At 39.6% G+C, this 16,890-nt stretch carries 17 protein-coding genes; 15 read left to right on the top strand and 2 right to left on the bottom strand.

What is annotated here, in order from left to right:
* Positions 1 to 6 precede the first annotated feature (6 nt).
* From flhF to ALFOR1_RS11995, 13 genes are read left to right on the top strand one after another with little or no spacing between them, the layout of a single operon-like run.
* Positions 7 to 1,491 (top strand): flagellar biosynthesis protein FlhF, encoded by a 1,485-nt coding sequence (gene flhF, locus ALFOR1_RS12055; protein WP_104643108.1) that lies wholly within the window; start codon positions 7 to 9, stop codon positions 1,489 to 1,491.
* Complete coding sequence (locus ALFOR1_RS12050) at positions 1,484 to 2,344, top strand: MinD/ParA family ATP-binding protein (RefSeq protein WP_104643107.1); 861 nt, start codon at positions 1,484 to 1,486, stop codon at positions 2,342 to 2,344. The genes flhF and ALFOR1_RS12050 overlap by 8 nt, the downstream gene beginning before the upstream one ends.
* A 26-nt stretch (positions 2,345 to 2,370) precedes the next feature.
* On the top strand, positions 2,371 to 3,081 hold the full coding sequence (locus ALFOR1_RS12045) for an RNA polymerase sigma factor FliA (protein WP_058548734.1): 711 nt from the start codon (positions 2,371 to 2,373) through the stop codon (positions 3,079 to 3,081).
* 40 nt (positions 3,082 to 3,121) lie between these two features.
* The gene (gene cheY, locus ALFOR1_RS12040) at positions 3,122 to 3,505 is read left to right on the top strand and encodes a chemotaxis response regulator CheY (RefSeq protein ID WP_008132609.1); all 384 of its coding nucleotides are present in this window, start codon (positions 3,122 to 3,124) and stop codon (positions 3,503 to 3,505) included.
* Between the two features lie 17 nt (positions 3,506 to 3,522).
* On the top strand, positions 3,523 to 4,290 hold the full coding sequence (locus ALFOR1_RS12035; RefSeq protein ID WP_058548733.1) for a protein phosphatase CheZ: 768 nt from the start codon (positions 3,523 to 3,525) through the stop codon (positions 4,288 to 4,290).
* Positions 4,291 to 4,305: 15 nt separating this feature from the next.
* The gene (locus ALFOR1_RS12030) at positions 4,306 to 6,528 is read left to right on the top strand and encodes a chemotaxis protein CheA (protein WP_104643106.1); all 2,223 of its coding nucleotides are present in this window, start codon (positions 4,306 to 4,308) and stop codon (positions 6,526 to 6,528) included.
* Positions 6,529 to 6,586: 58 nt separating this feature from the next.
* Complete coding sequence (locus ALFOR1_RS12025; RefSeq protein WP_104643105.1) at positions 6,587 to 7,735, top strand: protein-glutamate methylesterase/protein-glutamine glutaminase; 1,149 nt, start codon at positions 6,587 to 6,589, stop codon at positions 7,733 to 7,735.
* Positions 7,728 to 8,492: a flagellar motor protein gene (locus tag ALFOR1_RS12020; protein ID WP_104643104.1), complete on the top strand. Its 765-nt coding sequence runs from the start codon at positions 7,728 to 7,730 to the stop codon at positions 8,490 to 8,492. The genes ALFOR1_RS12025 and ALFOR1_RS12020 overlap by 8 nt, the downstream gene beginning before the upstream one ends.
* Positions 8,493 to 8,494: 2 nt before the next feature.
* Positions 8,495 to 9,454 carry a flagellar motor protein MotB gene (locus tag ALFOR1_RS12015; RefSeq protein ID WP_058548538.1) on the top strand — a complete coding sequence of 320 codons (960 nt, stop codon included), beginning with the start codon at positions 8,495 to 8,497 and terminating at the stop codon, positions 9,452 to 9,454.
* 12 nt (positions 9,455 to 9,466) lie between these two features.
* The gene (locus ALFOR1_RS12010; RefSeq protein WP_058548537.1) at positions 9,467 to 10,237 is read left to right on the top strand and encodes a ParA family protein; all 771 of its coding nucleotides are present in this window, start codon (positions 9,467 to 9,469) and stop codon (positions 10,235 to 10,237) included.
* A gap of 3 nt (positions 10,238 to 10,240) precedes the next feature.
* The gene (locus tag ALFOR1_RS12005; protein WP_104643103.1) at positions 10,241 to 11,023 is read left to right on the top strand and encodes a chemotaxis protein CheW; all 783 of its coding nucleotides are present in this window, start codon (positions 10,241 to 10,243) and stop codon (positions 11,021 to 11,023) included.
* Positions 11,024 to 11,047: 24 nt separating this feature from the next.
* Positions 11,048 to 11,545, top strand: a complete 498-nt coding sequence (locus ALFOR1_RS12000; protein WP_058548535.1) for a chemotaxis protein CheW — start codon at positions 11,048 to 11,050, stop codon at positions 11,543 to 11,545.
* A gap of 17 nt (positions 11,546 to 11,562) precedes the next feature.
* Positions 11,563 to 11,964 carry a DUF2802 domain-containing protein gene (locus ALFOR1_RS11995; protein WP_104643102.1) on the top strand — a complete coding sequence of 134 codons (402 nt, stop codon included), beginning with the start codon at positions 11,563 to 11,565 and terminating at the stop codon, positions 11,962 to 11,964.
* A gap of 30 nt (positions 11,965 to 11,994) precedes the next feature.
* Here the strand turns inward: ALFOR1_RS11995 and ALFOR1_RS11990 are convergent, their stop codons facing one another.
* Positions 11,995 to 12,648: an OmpW/AlkL family protein gene (locus tag ALFOR1_RS11990; protein ID WP_058548533.1), complete on the bottom strand. Its 654-nt coding sequence runs from the start codon at positions 12,646 to 12,648 to the stop codon at positions 11,995 to 11,997.
* 262 nt (positions 12,649 to 12,910) lie between these two features.
* On the opposite strand from ALFOR1_RS11990, the gene dapE reads away from it, so the two are divergent.
* Complete coding sequence (gene dapE / locus ALFOR1_RS11985; RefSeq protein ID WP_104643663.1) at positions 12,911 to 14,098, top strand: succinyl-diaminopimelate desuccinylase; 1,188 nt, start codon at positions 12,911 to 12,913, stop codon at positions 14,096 to 14,098.
* A 35-nt stretch (positions 14,099 to 14,133) separates the two neighbouring features.
* Here dapE and ALFOR1_RS11980 read toward each other — a convergent pair whose 3' ends face one another.
* Positions 14,134 to 15,840, bottom strand: a complete 1,707-nt coding sequence (locus tag ALFOR1_RS11980; protein WP_104643101.1) for a GNAT family N-acyltransferase — start codon at positions 15,838 to 15,840, stop codon at positions 14,134 to 14,136.
* Positions 15,841 to 15,969: 129 nt separating this feature from the next.
* On the opposite strand from ALFOR1_RS11980, the gene ALFOR1_RS11975 reads away from it, so the two are divergent.
* Entirely contained in the window at positions 15,970 to 16,890 is a 921-nt protein-coding gene (locus ALFOR1_RS11975; protein WP_104643100.1) for a 2-hydroxyacid dehydrogenase, read from the top strand.

Below are 16,890 nucleotides of genomic sequence, written 5' to 3'. Positions count from 1 at the left end.
TAAACCATGAAAATTAAACGTTTTTTCGCTAAAGATATGCGCACAGCACTTAAAGAAGTTAAAGAAGAGTTAGGTGTTGATGCGGTTATTATGTCAAATAAGAAGCTTGCTAACGGTGTTGAAATTGTAGCAGCGGTTGATTATGACAAGGCAGCCCCTAAAGTAGCTTCGCAGCCTCAAACAGCTCAAAATACACGTGCTCAAGCACCACAACAAAGTATGCATAATTTTGTAAAACCAGAGCCTCAGCGTGCTAAACCAGAGCCTCAAGCAAAAGTTGCAGACAGCTTACAAGCGTTATTAGAGCGCCAGTCTCCACGTCCTCGTTCTCCAGAGCTTGCTTCAATGTTTTCACAATCGGGTATTGATACTACCGACAACTACCAAGAGCCAGTCGCTAAAGCGCGTCCTACCAATAATATGTTTGCACGTGATGATGTAGCCCCGCAGCGTCCGCATACGCAAGCTGATAGCTTAGGTTTTGACGACTTAGACCGTGATTTTGATGATTTAGAAGCGCCTGTAAATTCTCGCCCACAAACTAAAAATAATGAAAGCGAAGAAATGACAAATATGCGCGAGGAAATGAACGCAATTCGTCAATTACTTGAGCATCAAGTATCGGGTTTAATGCAACAAGATATGGCGCGTCGCGATCCAACACGTGCGTGTATGGTTGACCGTTTAGTTGGTATGGGTATAGATAAAGAAGTCGCTCAGCAAATGGCTTGTTTTGTGCCTGACGATGTATCTCGCCAACAAGGTTGGAAAGCATTATTAACTATGGTCGAAGATCAAATGCAAACAACTAACAACGAGATACTTCGCCAAGGTGGTGTTTATGCGTTAGTTGGCCCAACAGGCGTAGGTAAAACAACAACGGTTGCTAAACTTGCAGCTTTAGGCGCTCAAAAATATGGTGCTGATAAAGTCGCATTAATTACAACTGACACTTACAGAATTGGTGCTTATGAGCAGCTTGCCACATACGGACGAATCATTGGTTGTGGAGTTAAACAAGTAAAAGATGCTAATGAATTAGCTGAAGTTTTATATCATTTACGTAATAAGCGTCTAGTATTAATTGATACAGCAGGTATGAGCCAGCGAGACTTGCGTTTAACTGAGCAGTTAAATACATTAATGCGTAATCAACGCGTTGATATTCGTAGTTATTTAGTATTAAGTGCAACAGCACAAATTAATGTACTACAAGAAACCGTACGTCACTTTAAAAAAGTACAGTTAAGTGGTTGTATTTTCACCAAGTTAGACGAGTCTTTAAGTTTGGGTGAGATTATTAGTATTGCGATTCAAAATCGCCTTCCAATAGGGTATCTTACTAACGGGCAACGAGTACCAGAAGATATTCGAGTTGCAAATGCTGAGAAACTAGTTAAAAAGGCTGAGCAATTGTATTTAAAAAGAACAAAAGCACAACATTCAAGGCACCAAGCAGTGGCGCCAAGCACAGTAGGGATGTATGATTAACACAGTATTAGATCAAGCAAGCGGCCTGCGCAAAATGAGTCAAAACAATAACAACGGCGTAAAAGTTATCGCTGTTACTGGTGGTAAAGGTGGAGTAGGGAAAACAAACGTTTCTCTAAATACTGCTATTGCATTAGGGCAGCAAGGTAATCGAGTATTAGTGCTTGATGCCGACTTAGGCTTAGCAAATTGTGATGTGATGCTTGGTTTGCGCGTAGAGCGCAACTTGTCACATGTTTTATCTGGCGAATGCGAGCTGGATGAAATTTTAGTTGAAGGCCCTGCAGGAATAAAAATTGTACCTGCTACGTCGGGTTCGCAGAGTATGGTCGAACTATCGCCTTCAGAGCACGCTGGTTTAATTCGTGCTTTTAGTGAACTCAACACTGAATTTGATATTTTAATTGTAGATACTGCCGCCGGTATTTCTGACATGGTGCTAAGTTTTTCTCGAGCTGCACAAGATGTCATGGTTGTTGTTTGTGATGAGCCAACATCAATAACTGATGCATATGCGTTAATTAAAGTATTAAGCCGTGAGCATGGTGTTTATAAATTTAAAATTGTTGCAAATATGGTCCGCAGTATGCGAGAAGGCCAAGAGTTATTTGCAAAGCTATCTAAAGTAACGGATCGGTTTTTAGATATTTCAATGGAGCTTGTTGCCACCGTTCCATATGATGAAAATATGCGTAAATCAACGCGTCGCCAAAAAGTAATTGTAGAACTCTTTCCGAATTCGCCAGCAGCCCTTGCATTTAAAACGCTGGCAACAAAAGCAGTTAAATGGCCAATACCAAACCAACCATCTGGGCATTTAGAGTTTTTCATTGAAAAACTAGTAAACGGCTAATTATGACAACATTGGTGAATAGAGCTATGGGATATCAAACAACACAAAACTTAAATGTGATTGTTGAAAAGCATGCATCGCTTGTAAAAAAAGTGGCATGCCATCTAATTGCTCGATTACCGCCAAGTGTTCAACTTGATGATTTAATTCAATCAGGAATGATAGGTTTAATTGAAGCTTCAAAAAACTTTGATGCAACCAAAGGCGCAAGTTTTGAAACCTTCGCAGGTATAAGAATTCGTGGAGCTATGCTCGATGAAATGCGCCGGGGTGATTGGGCCCCTCGCTCAGTACACCGTAAAAGTAGGCAAGTAGCTGAGGCCATCACAGAGCTTGAAAGTAGCTTAAATCGTGAACCATCAGATACAGAAGTTGCTGAAAAACTTGAAATTTCGTTAAATGAGTACCATCATATTTTAAATGATGTTAACGCAAGTAAAGTATTAGGTATTGAGGATCTTGGAGTTGATGAAGATGTTATCACTCCTGTAGGGCAAGATTTATCACTAGACAAACCTTTTAATAATGTTAAAAATGAACGGTTTAATGAGTCTTTGCTTAGTGCAATTAAATCATTACCAGAGCGTGATGCAATGGTACTTTCTTTGTACTATAACGATGAAATGAATTTAAAAGAAATAGGACATATACTCGATGTAAGTGAATCGCGTGTAAGTCAAATACATGGTCAGGCGATGATTAAGCTTAAAGCTAAAATCAATGACTGGATAAATTAGTAGTAAGTAAACTAAGGTTAAAACCTCACTGGAGGATGTTTTGGATAAAAACATGAAAATTCTTGTTGTTGATGATTTTTCAACGATGAGACGTATTATTAAAAATCTGTTACGTGACTTAGGCTTCACTAACGTTCAAGAAGCTGATGACGGTTCTACAGCTTTGCCTATGTTACAAAATCAAGTATTTGACTTTGTGGTTACAGATTGGAACATGCCGGGAATGCAAGGTATTGACCTTTTAAGAGCGATTCGTGCAGATGATAAATTAAAACATATCCCTGTACTAATGGTGACAGCTGAAGCGAAAAAAGAACAAATAATTGCAGCAGCTCAAGCTGGCGTTAATGGTTATATTGTGAAGCCTTTTACGGCTGGAACATTAAAAACTAAATTAGAAAAAGTATTTGAACGTTTAGGTTAATGATGGGGGAGAGGCTTATGTCAGCACCTGCTGCGCCTCAAATAACTTTAGAACAAGCTCGACAACTCGTCGTTTTTTTAGAAAACGGTGAGCAAGAGAAAGCCAATCAGTTAATTTTAGAAACCGCTTCACAAGAGCAATCTGAATTATTTGCTGAAGTTGGAAAGTTAACCCGTCAATTGCACGAAGCGCTTAAAAGCTTTGAACTTGATACACGTTTAACTGACTTAACTACCGACGCTATTCCTGATGCTAAAAAGCGGCTTAATTATGTTATGGAAATGACTGAAAATGCAGCTAATAAAACAATGGATGCCGTTGAAGCAAGTTTGCCTATTGCTCAGCAATTAGCAGATGAAATATCTCATATTAAACCGACTTGGGATCGCTTAATGAGTCGCGAAATTGAGTTAGGTGAGTTTAAGACGCTGTGTCATAGCATCGATAAGTTTATGAACAATTCTCATCATAAAACTGATGAGTTACAGAGCTTAATGACCAACGTGTTAATGGCTCAAGACTATCAGGATCTAACCGGACAGGTCATTCGTCGTGTTATAGAACTTGTAAGAGAAGTTGAAGAGAGCTTACTCCATCTTTTAACAGCCTTTGCTGCACAAGATGACAGCACAGCTGAAATAATAGAACAACAAAAAACAGAAGAACCAGTTGCCACACAAACTTTAGCAGGTCCTGAAGGCCCTATTATTGATAAAGATTCACGTAATGATGTTGTATCTGATCAAGATGAAGTCGATGATCTTTTATCAAGTTTGGGCTTCTAAGAGGAGAGTAACTGCATGAGCTTTGAAGTCGATGAAGATATTTTACAAGACTTTCTTGTAGAAGCTGGAGAAATCCTAGAGCTTTTATCTGAACAGTTAGTTGAGCTGGAAAATAACCCAGAAGATACCGAACTACTAAATGCTATATTTAGAGGTTTTCATACCGTAAAAGGTGGTGCCGGCTTTTTAGCAATGACGGAGCTTGTTGATGCGTGTCATGGTGCAGAAAACGTATTCGATTTACTGCGTCAAGGAGTGCGAACTGTCAACTCTGAGTTGATGGATGTTATATTACAAGCCCTCGACACCATTAACGAAATGTTTGCGACTATTCAAAATAGAGACAAACCTGAACCTGCAGACCCTCAGTTACTCGAAACTCTCCATATACTTGGTTTACCGCCGACAGAGGCTGAACTAGCCGGTGCAGCATCCCAAAATGAACCAGAGCAACCTCAAGCTGAGTCTGTAGAAGCGAATGATATAGACGAAGAAGACCCATTTGCTTTTGATGAATTGTTTAGTGGTGCACCTAGCGCAGCTGATGCACAAATAGATGAAATTACCGAAGACGAATTTGAAAACCTGCTTGATGAACTTCATGGTAAAGGACAAGGTCCTATTGCTGAAGAAGCAACAGCAAGCGGTGCTGATTTTAGCGGCGATATAACAGATGATGAATTCGATAGTTTATTAGATGAATTACATGGTGTTGGTAGTTTTGGTGCTGTAGCAAACTCAGAACCAGAAAAAAGTAACACTGCACAAGCTCCTGTTGAACATGCTAAAGCAACACCAAGCGATGTGAGTTCATCGTCAGATGATGAAATTAGTGATGATGAGTTTGAAGCGCTTCTTGATGAGCTTCATGGCAAAGGGACTGCTCCTAAATCGACAGAAAGCGCACCAGCTGCAAAACAACCTGAGCCTGTTTCACCGCCAGCTGCAAAACAGCCTGAGCCGGTAAAAAAAGCGGAACCAGCTAAAGCCTTTGTATCAAAACCAGTTGAAAAAGCACCTGAAAAGCCTGCAGCAAAAGCACCTCCTGCACCTAAAAAGGCAGCACCACCCCCAGCTGAAACTACAGTACGTGTAGATACTAAGCGTCTTGATCAAATTATGAATATGGTGGGTGAGCTAGTACTTGTTCGAAATCGCTTAGTGAGTCTTGCCACTAACTCTGATAGCGAGGCCATGGGCAAAGCAATATCTAATCTTGATGTAGTAACTGCTGATATTCAAGGTGCGGTTATGCAAACACGAATGCAGCCAATCAAAAAGGTTTTTGGCCGTTTCCCTCGTGTTGTTCGTGATTTAGCGCGTAGTTTGAATAAAGATATAAATCTACAACTTGTTGGTGAAGAAACTGATTTAGATAAAAACTTAGTTGAAGCGCTTGCCGATCCTCTTGTGCATTTAGTTCGTAATTCAGTCGATCATGGAATTGAAATGCCAGCCGCCCGTGAAGCCGCAGGCAAACCACGAACAGGTAATGTAACGTTATCTGCATCGCAAGAAGGCGATCATATTTTGTTAACCATTAAAGATGATGGTGCAGGTATGGACGCTGAGAAACTCAAAAAAATAGCGATTAGTAAAGGCGTTCTCGATCATGACCAAGCTAGTCGACTTTCTGACACTGAAGCTTATAACCTAATTTTTGCTCCAGGTTTTTCTACCAAAGAAGAAATTTCAGATATTTCTGGCCGTGGTGTAGGGATGGACGTAGTAAAAACTAAAATCACTCAATTGAATGGTTCGGTTAGCATACAGTCTGAGCTAGGTGTAGGCACTATTTTAGAAATAAAAGTTCCTCTAACTTTAGCTATTTTACCTACTCTAATGGTTATTGTTGGGGCACAAACATTTGCCTTACCACTGGCTGGGGTAAGTGAGATATTCCATTTAGATTTAACTAAGACAAATGTTGTTGATGGTCAATTAACAATTATTGTGCGTAAAAAAGCGATTCCGTTATTTTATCTAGAGCATTGGCTAGTTAAAGGTGCAGACCGCTCTCAGCGAAAAGCCCAAGGACATGTTGTTATTGTTCAAATTGGAACGCAGCAAGTTGGTTTTGTTGTCGATTCATTAATAGGCCAAGAGGAAGTGGTAATTAAGCCGCTTGATGCATTGCTTCAAGGCACGCCAGGCATGGCAGGCGCTACAATTACCTCTGATGGTGGTATTGCACTTATTCTTGATGTTCCAAGCATGTTAAAACATTACGCAGGCTAATAATAATGCAGGTATGTAGTGAATACTTACCTGCGCATAAACTTAATAAGAGAGCTAAATGGCCGTTAAAGTTTTAGTTGTTGATGATTCAAGCTTTTTTCGCCGTAGAGTAAGCGAAATACTTGAACAAGATAGCGACATACACGTTATAGGTTTTGCTGTAAATGGCAGAGAAGCTGTAGAAAAAACAGCGCAGCTACGCCCTGACATGATCACTATGGATGTAGAAATGCCCGTGCTTGATGGCATTAGTGCTGTGAAAGAAATAATGGCGAGTAATCCAACGCCGATATTAATGTTTTCGTCGCTAACACGTGATGGTGCAACAGCAACACTAGATGCACTAGATGCTGGAGCAATGGATTTTTTACCAAAAAAATTCGAAGATATTGCGCGTAATAACGAAGATGCTATTAAGTTACTACAAACAAAAGTAAAAGAAATAGGAAGAAGGCGGGCGCCAAGAGCGTTTAAGCCAATCACTACAAGTAAACCAGTAGAAAGAGCAACGTCTGTACGCTCTAGTTTTTCAGGGGCTAGCACTGTAAAGCAGCCTGATAGAAGCTTTCAACGTGCTGAGCCTGCAAAAGCTCACTCAAATAATGCGTCAATACGAGCAAGTGGTAAACACTACCAACTTGTCGCAATAGGTACATCAACAGGGGGACCTGTTGCACTACAAACTATTTTAACTCAGTTACCTGCAAATTTTCCTCACCCAATTTTACTTATTCAACACATGCCTGCTGCGTTCACGCCAGCATTTGCTGCACGTCTAAATGGATTGTGCCAAATTAAAGTAAAAGAAGCTCAGCAAGGGGATCGTTTACAACCTGGAACGGCTTACTTAGCGCCAGGTGGTCAACAAATGATGGTTGAAGGGCGCGGCTCAAATAGAACACTGCGTGTATTTGAAGATAATAGCGAACGCATAAGTTACAAACCTAGTGTAGATGTTACTTTTGCTAGTGCAGCAAAGGCTTATCAAGGTGATGTGCTGGCAATTGTTTTAACAGGGATGGGCGCTGATGGGCGTGATGGTGCGCGGATGTTGAAGCAAACTGGTGCCACAATTTGGGCTCAAGATGAAAAAAGTTGCGTAGTGTATGGTATGCCACAAGCGATCGCAAACGCAGGACTTGCAAGTGAAAATTTAGCACTTGATGATGTTGCTATGAGAATTAAAAGAGAGATTGGGTGTGGATAAGCTCTCAATACTTGGGTTAGTCGTCGCGCTTGGTGCAATAGCTATTGGTTATTCTTTAGAGGGTGGCGTTGTTTCAGCTCTTTTTAATGGGCCTGCATTAATTATTGTTTTAGGCGGCACGATTGGTGCGGTTATGCTACAAACCTCTGCCAGTACATTTAAAAAAATGCTGAATATGAGTAGCTGGGTTTTTGTTGCTCCTCACTATGATATTGACGAAGCGATAGAGCAAGTTAAGCGCTGGTCCCATAAAGCTCGACAAGAAGGTTACTTAGCGCTTGAAAACGAAGCACTAACACACTCAGATGCTTATGCTGCAAAAGGTTTAAGCTTACTGATTGATGGCTGTTCAGAGCAAAAGCTGCGCGACACACTCGAAATTGATTTACTACTTGAACGTGATCGCTTATTAGAAGCGGCTCGTGTTTATGAAGCCATGGGAGGTTACAGTCCTACCATTGGGATTTTAGGAGCTGTGCTTGGATTAATTCAGGCAATGTCTTTTATTACTGACCCACAAATGTTGGGCGCAGGTGTTGCAACTGCTTTTATAGCGACAATTTACGGAGTTGGACTCGCTAATTTACTGTTTTTACCAATGGCAAATAAGCTTAAACAGCGAGTTGAGCAAAAAATGCTATACCATGAAATGCTTGCTGAAGGTGTGATTGCTATAAGCGTTGGCGAAAGCCCTATGAATATAGAATTAAAGCTTGAAGCTTATCGTGTTGAGCGCCCTAATTTAGTGGATGTGTAACTATGCTGCGTAGGCGCCTTCGTCATTCAGCTGCTAAAGACCAACACACAGAGCGTTGGCTTGTGTCGTATGCTGATTACATGACCATAATGTTTGCCTTTTTTGTAGTGCTATACGCTATTGCCATTAATAAAGAAGAAAGCTTTCAGGTTTTATCTGACTCACTTGAACATGTTTTTGATAAGTCTGCACGCCAATTTTCGCAGCAAGGTGAAGGTGTTAACGGCAATGGAATTTTGACCGATAGAGTGACGCCAGAGCAGGAAGTTCTTTATGGCGAAAGTATTCAAAAGCAAGAGCAAGGTCCTGAGCTTCTTGATGGGCAAAGTGATACAAGTAATATTCAACAAAAGTACTTAGGCAAACCACTTGATAGCCTTTTAATTAAATTACAGTCAGCACTAATTGATGAAATTCGTGATGGCGAGGCTAGCTTAGAGCTTAACCAAGATTGGTTGATTATAGAGCTTAGTTCTGGAATGTTGTTCTCAAGTGGAAGCTCAGTTGCGCACTCAAGAGCAAAGCAAGTAGTTAAAATAGTTAAAGATATTATTGCTCCTGTAGATAACTATGTACGAGTGCGCGGTTATACTGACGATGAAACTATTCGTAATGAAATTTTTCGCTCTAACTGGGAACTGTCGGTTGCTAGAGCTACCTCTATTTTAGTGGAGCTTGAGGCATTAGGTATTAACTCGGCGAGAATGGCTATAGAGGGATATGGTCAATACTCTCCGTTTGCAGATAACAGTACCGCCGAAGGGCGAGCTGAAAATCGTAAAGTTGTAATTGCACTTTCTAAGTATGGCCTACCACCTAAAAAAGAAGTTAAAAAAGGTGAGCAAGAAAGTGAGCCTGAAGCGGTAGAGCACGAAGTCGAGCTACCGTCGGACGACGATACTATAAAAATAATTCGATTGCCTCATGGTGGTATTCGCATAACCACACGCAATGAACAGTAATTAGGATAAAATGTGAAGATTTGGACTGTCGCAAATCAAAAGGGAGGGGTTGGAAAAACAACCACTGCTGTTAGCCTTGCTGGTATTTTAGCTTTGCAGGGTAAACGTGTGCTGCTTATAGATACCGATCCTCATGCATCACTCACATATTACTTTGGTATAGACTCTGAAGACTTAGAAGTCAGCGTGTACGATATTTTTGCACGTGGTACGAATATGCAAAGCGAAGAAATACTCCAAGCATTATGTCCATCAACTCTCGAAAACCTAGATATTTTACCCGCAACAATGGCCATAGCCACGCTTGATAGAAGTATGGGTAATAAAACGGGAATGGGACTAATATTAAAAAAAGCGCTTGCAAAAATCAGTGAACATTACGACTATGCCATTTTAGATTGTCCTCCTGTTTTAGGTGTGTTGATGGTTAACGCTTTAGCCGCCAGTGAGCGTATTTTAGTTCCGGTACAAACTGAGTTTTTAGCGCTTAAAGGGCTGGATAGAATGATGCGTACAATGGAATTAATGCAAACCTCTCAGGCGAAAGATTATCAATACACTATAATTCCTACTATGTATGATAAGCGTACTAAAGCATCGTTAGAGGCATATAAAACATTACAAAATACATATACCAATAAAGTATGGCCGGGTGTCATTCCGGTGGATACTAAGTTTAGAGATGCAAGCTTAGCGCAAAAAGTGCCAATAGAATTTTGCCCCCGCTCGCGTGGTGTATATGCATACAAAGCTCTATTGGAGTATTTAATTGAACAAGGTTAATGAATGAGTAAGCAATTATTTGCTAATGAAAAAGTAATGAAACAATACCTAGGGGCTTTGCTTTGTGAAGACGAGCCTGTAGATAGCCTTGAGCCAGTAGCAAAGTTACTCGAGCAGCTACCAGATGGCACACAGCCTGAGCAAGTTCATTTAAAACCTAAAGAGCAATTAAAAGCAGCAGAAAAAGTATTCGATCAAGATTTACTCGCTTCAGATGTAGTGCCAATATCTGATACCGAAAATGTTAGTGAGGTTGTTAGTAACGACAATGTAGAAACAACCACTACCGCACTTGAAAGTGTTGAGCCGCAGCTTTCAATTGATGGTAAGGCTGATTATTTTGAAGGTGAGTTTCAGGCGTTATTTTTTGAAGTGGCAGGGCTCACACTTGCCGTGCCATTAAAGGCATTAGGTGGTATTCATCAATTAGGTGAAGTAAATCATTTGTTTGGTAAACCTAAGTGGTTTAAAGGTGTCATGCTTAACCGAGAGGAAAAACTCAACGTTGTTGATACCGCTCGTTGGGTAATGCCAGAGAAGTACGATGAAAAATTAGAAGCGTCATTAGACTATCAATATTTAATTACACTAGGCGATAGTCAGTGGGGCTTATTAGCTGAAAAGCTGATAAATAACATTACATTGAGTAAAGAAGATGTAAAATGGCGTACCAACCAAAGCAAGCGTCCATGGCTTGCGGGCGTTATAAAAGAAAAAATGTGTGCTTTAATTGATGTAGACAACTTAAATATATTATTAGAGAAAGGCTTAGACAGCCGTCAGTAGTAATGACCATTACGGGGTAATAGCATGAATCAAGATAAATTACTGTCAGCAAATAAAAATGCAGATAATAATGATGAAATTTTACAGTGGGTTACGTTTAAGCTTGAGGAAGAAACCTACGGCGTAAATGTAATGCAAGTACAAGAAATACTTCGTTATACAGAAATTGCTCCAGTACCTGGTGCGCCTTCTTATGTTATTGGTATTATTAACCTTCGCGGTAACGTGGTAACGGTTATTGATACTCGCTCTCGTTTTGGCTTACCAGCAGCTGATACTACTGATAATTCTCGAATTTTGATTATTGAAGCAGAAGAGCAAGTCATTGGTATTTTAGCCGATAGCGTATCTGAGGTTGTTTATCTGCGAAGCTCTGAAATAGACAGTGCTCCTAATGTGGGTACTGAAGAAAGTGCTAAGTTTATTCAAGGTGTTTGTAATCGCGATAATGAATTACTTATATTAGTTGATTTAAATAAACTACTTAGTGATGATGAATGGGATGAGTTAAGCGATATATAAGCTTTACCAAATAAATTATGCTGTTACTTAGTATAGCTATATCGGCGCTAGCGGTAGGTCTTATATCGCTGGCGTTAATTATTGCATTAAAAAATAAACACACTGCAGAAATCGATGCCATTTCGCAGCAGCTTAAAGAATCATCTGAGCAAACTCATATTTTAAGAAGTGAAGTGTCAGAGTTAAGAACCGGATTGCTGAGTATTGGTAAGCGAGTACTTGAAGTTGAACAACAAAACCAAGACTTAATTCAGCAACAAGCGGCTCAAAAGTACGATGATCCCGATGCTAAGATCTACTCTCGTGCTGTGAAAATGGTTGAACTCGGTGCTGAATTAGATGAAGTTATACGCGAATGCGAATTACCAAGAGCTGAAGCTGAATTACTTTTTTCACTACATAAACAAAAAGGCGCATAGCGCCTTTTTAACACACACATATACTACTTTCTAAAAACTATATCTAACACCAAACATTGCCACTACAGGGTCTAGCTCTACCGTTGAGGTAAGTGCTTTTGCACCATTAGCGTATACCGTCGCATCAGTATCAATATCCATCAGCGATACCATGGCGTGCAAGCCCCAGTTTTTATCAATTTTATAGTTAGCGCCTACTTGAGCTACAAAGCCAAAAGAATCATCTAATTTTACTTCTACATCATCTGTGCCCAGTGTTGTTTTAAGAGCTTGAGATGGCTGTTCGTCAAAAAATGCAGTGTAGTTTATACCTACACCTACAAAAGGTCTTAGCGCATAACTCGTATCTAAAAAGTGGTATTGAGCGACAAGTGAAGGTGGTAATTGTTTTATATCCGCAATTTTATTACCAGCCAAACCACCAGCGCCGTTTACATCATGAGAAAATGGTGTAGCTGCTATAAGTTCTAGCACCCATTTATCGTTAAATGCGTAATCGATAGTAATACCTAATTGTGTATCTGAATCGCCTTTAAGGCCCAATGTTGGCGCTTCGTTAATTGCTGAGCTGCTGTTGTCAGGGTTAACGTTAATAGCGCCAACATTTACGCTAAAGTTAGCGTGTGCAGCAGGAGAGAGTGCTAGTAAAGAAGTAAGTAATGCAATGCTAATTTGAGTTTTCATGCTGTTCTCCGAGAACGACTTTTTAATTGCCGCTATTATTGACGAATAAAAAATTTAAAAAACTGTTCTAGATCAAAGTTTCAAAAATGTTTGAACCTTGTGAAGCACTTTATTGATTTAGATTAATTTTAGCGTTATTCGTTAATCGCAAATATTGACATTTTATTTTACTCATCGTCACAAGAATGTATTAGGGCTGACATAGGGGAGTCATGAAACCACGTTTTAATAAAAGCTCCTTAGGCCACATAGTATGTTTAATATGTTTTTAGCGGCACTTGAATCACAAATAAAACACACAGATAGTAAAGCCGATGTTGTAGAGTACCTACAGACGCTCATTCGCTTTAAATCAGTAACACCTGAGCAAGCGGGTGCAATAGATTGGCTAATTAAGCAATTAACAGAGTTGGGCTTTAATTATGAAAAATTTACTATAAATGGCGTAACAAACTTAATAGCGAGTATTAAGTTTAAAGAGGGTCCGAGCATTGCTTTCTCTGGCCATATTGATGTTGTACCAGCAACAGGTGACGCGTGGTTAAGCCCTCCTTTTGAAGGTAAAATAGTAAATGGTGCTATTTTTGGCAGAGGCGCTGCTGATATGAAGGGCGGTGTAGCGGCGATGTTAAGCGCTACAAAAAATTTAATTACTAATACATCTACAAAAGTAGGCACACTTTATTGGCTTATTACGTCTGATGAAGAAGGTGAAGCTGAGTTTGGCTCTTTAGAAATAGTAAATAGGCTAATTAGTCAAGGCATAGTATTAGACGGTTGTATTGTAGGAGAGCCTACAAGCTCAATACAAGTTGGCGATACAATTAAAAACGGACGCCGTGGCGCGCTCTCTGCGCGTATAACCGTAAGAGGTAAGGCTGGGCATGTCGCGTATCCTCAAAATACACTTAATGCCGCGCATTTGGGCGCAAAAATAGTAAATTTGTTAAGTGAGCAAGTTTGGCTTCTAGATGAAGCAAGCTCTAAAACAACACTGCAAGTAACCGGTATAAATATAAATAACGTGGTTGATAATTTAGTACCTAGTGAGTGCGAAATCACATTCAATGTACGCTATAGTCACGGTTATAACAGTACGGCTGTTAAAGCATTATTACTAAATACATTAAATGAATTTTTAGAGAAAATATCTATCACATGGGAGCGTCCATGCGAGCCATATTACACCAGCGCTAATACTAACGGGTGCTTAATAGCGCAAGTAGAGGAGGCCATTTATGAGCAAACAGGCAGTTACCCTCTTTTAAGTACCAGCGGTGGCACATCAGATGGGCGTTTTTTTTCAAATAACCATACCCAAGTAATAGAGTGTGGTGTACTAAATAAAACGATTCACCAAACTAACGAACATGTTTCAATTAATGATTTAATTAAGATTGAGGGTATTTATACTAATCTATTATCGCGTATTTTTATAAACGAAAACTAACAGCGAGCACATGCTCGCAGTTAAGTTAATGCTAATTAGCCTAGGTAACGCTTTGCTTTGTTGTCTTTCACGTTTTGCATATCTACGAGTACTAGTCCATCGATACAATTATTAAAATCGGGATCGATGCTAAAGCTTAAAAATTTTACCCCGCCAGGCTTACAAAGCTCAGTATATTGTTTAAATAAAGTAGGTACTTGCACACTCATATTTGCAAGAACGTGTTTAAGCTCAACAAAGTCTTCTTTTACGTCGTTACCGCTAAAAACATTATTACATTGTATGAGCTCTTGCTCGCTAGGCTTAAACTCATTATTAGGGCTTGCAAGCGCTTCATCAGTTTTATAATAGTGTTGGTAATAATGAATTAACATGGCTTTTGCTTGATCTGGTAACGTATTTGGAACGCTTACAGCGCCAAATAAATAACGGTATTGCGGATAGTTTTTTACAAAAGCACCAATCCCATACCACAGATAATCTAAGCTTTTTCGCCCCCAATATTTAGGTTGTACAAAGCTTCTGCCTAACTCTATGCCTTGTTCTAAATAAGGTTTCATAGCATCGGTATAGCTAAATAAGCTGTCGGTGTATAAACCTTCTCTCCCATGTTTATCTATAATGTCTTTTGCACATGCAAGCCTATAAGCACCTACAAGTTCTAACTGGGTGGGATCCCAAAGTACCAAATGTTGATAGTCCATATCATATTTATCTATGTCGCGGCGTTTACCACTTCCTTCACCCACGGCTCTAAAGGCAATTTCTCTAAGGCGCCCAAGCTCTCTAAAAATAGGTGAACTACCTGTATATTGGTATAGGTGGATATGCATACCATCTAAGGTTTTACCCAGTAACTTACATTGTTCTATGGCTTTTTTAAGCTCTTTTCTGCACTCCGGCACTGCAATAGGAGTTTGTGTTTTTAGTGGTAATGTTTTTTTAGTGGTAAGGCGATATAGCTGCTTGCGAATTAGGTTTACAACCTCTTTGTCTTTTAAGTTTTCTATTAAATATGACTCTGGAGGGATTGAGGCACCTATTTCAAACTCTAATGATTTTTGACGTTGCTTAAACATTTCTTTTACTAATAGCAAGCTAGCCAAAGGCTTGTAAATCATCGAAGTGCCATAAAACAGAGGACTGTTCTTAGCTTTAATATAAATAGGTAGAATAGGGCAGTTAGCTTTTTTTGCCATGCGTAAAAAGCCACTATTCCATTTGCAGTCCTTTATACCGGTTGGCCCTAAACGAGATACTTCACCAGCAGGAAAGATGAGCAAGGCTCCCTCGCTTTTTAAATGATTTTGTATGTTGTTTAGCTCTTGTTTTTTACTCATCCCAGATAAGTTATCTACAGGCAGTAAAAGAGAGTGCATCGGCGTTACCGACATTAGCATACGGTTAGCTACTACTTTTAAATCTTGCCTAACACCTGAGAGTACTTTAATGAGCGCTAATGCGTCTAATGAGCCAATAGGGTGGTTAGCAACAATGACTAACTTATCTTCTGTTGGTATATGCTCTATTTGCTTTGGTTTATAACGAGTATCAAAATTGAGCTCATCAAGCACTTGCTCAACAAACTCTAATCCTTGTAGGTGAGGATATGCATCGCCAAAAGCAACAAACTCTTGTTCATGTAGCAAATAACCAAGGCCTTTTTTTACTAACCCTTTTACCTTTGGAGAGTTATCTAGTTGTGGTAAATTTGCAGCAATTACTTTATCAACACTTATCATATTAACCTCATCTTCAATTTGGCCTATTCGCCATACCTATAAGATTAAAAAAAGGGTGTGACAATTACTTTGCAGTTGTGTGACTTTTTAAAGTGTTAGTTTATAAACTTTGTATTGCTAGGAGAATTTATGTCGGTATTAGTGGCTATAACTGGACGAGATAACACAAAACTGATAACCAAGTTACAACAGCGTTTGCCCAATACCCTGATAGAGCAATGGCCCGCGTGTAAAAATGTAGAAGGTGTTGAATTTGTACTTGCTTGGAATGCACCTGAGGCTATGTGGCAACAGCTACCTAATTTAAAAGCTGTGTCGTCATTTGGTGCCGGTGTAGATAGTATAGATTTATCACTTTTAAATGATAAGGTGGACGTTGTTCGTATTGTTGATGAGCAACTTGCAGAGGATATGGCTGAATATGTGCTAACACATGTGTTAGCTCAAAAGCTTCGTTTAAAAGAGTATTACCTAAAACAAGCGCAGCAAACGTGGAAACCAAAACGCGCATTCAAAAATAAGCATGTTGGTATTCTTGGCTATGGAGAGCTAGGCAAAGCATGTGCACAAAAACTTATTAATAATGGCTTTAAGGTAAGTGCGTGGGCACAAAGTGGTAAAAATGTAACTGGTGTAGATATTTTTTACGCTGAGCAAGGCCTTAGCAATATGCTTCCTAACGTTGATTACTTAGTGTGTTTACTTCCTCTTACACAGGCAACGCAAGGTATTATTAATGGCTCCTTGCTATCTAAATTACCTGAACATGCTGTAGTTATTAATGTGGCTCGAGGAGGACATGTCGTAGAACCAGATTTATTAAACGCCTTAAATAATAATACTTTGCGCGGCGCAACGCTTGACGTATTTGAGCAAGAGCCGCTAGCACAAGAACATCCATACTGGTGCCATCCTAAAGTTACTTTAACTCCGCACTGTGCAGCATTATCTGATATTGATAGCGTAATAGATCAAATAGCAAAAAATGTTGAATGCTTAAATCAGGGCGTTTCACTTAATAATACAATAGATAGAACTAAAGGTTATTAA

It is taken from the genome of Pseudoalteromonas carrageenovora IAM 12662 (genome assembly GCF_900239935.1).
GTDB lineage: Bacteria > Pseudomonadota > Gammaproteobacteria > Enterobacterales > Alteromonadaceae > Pseudoalteromonas > Pseudoalteromonas carrageenovora.
Note: the sequence above shows the minus strand (reverse complement) of the source record. Positions and strands in the feature narration are given on the sequence as shown.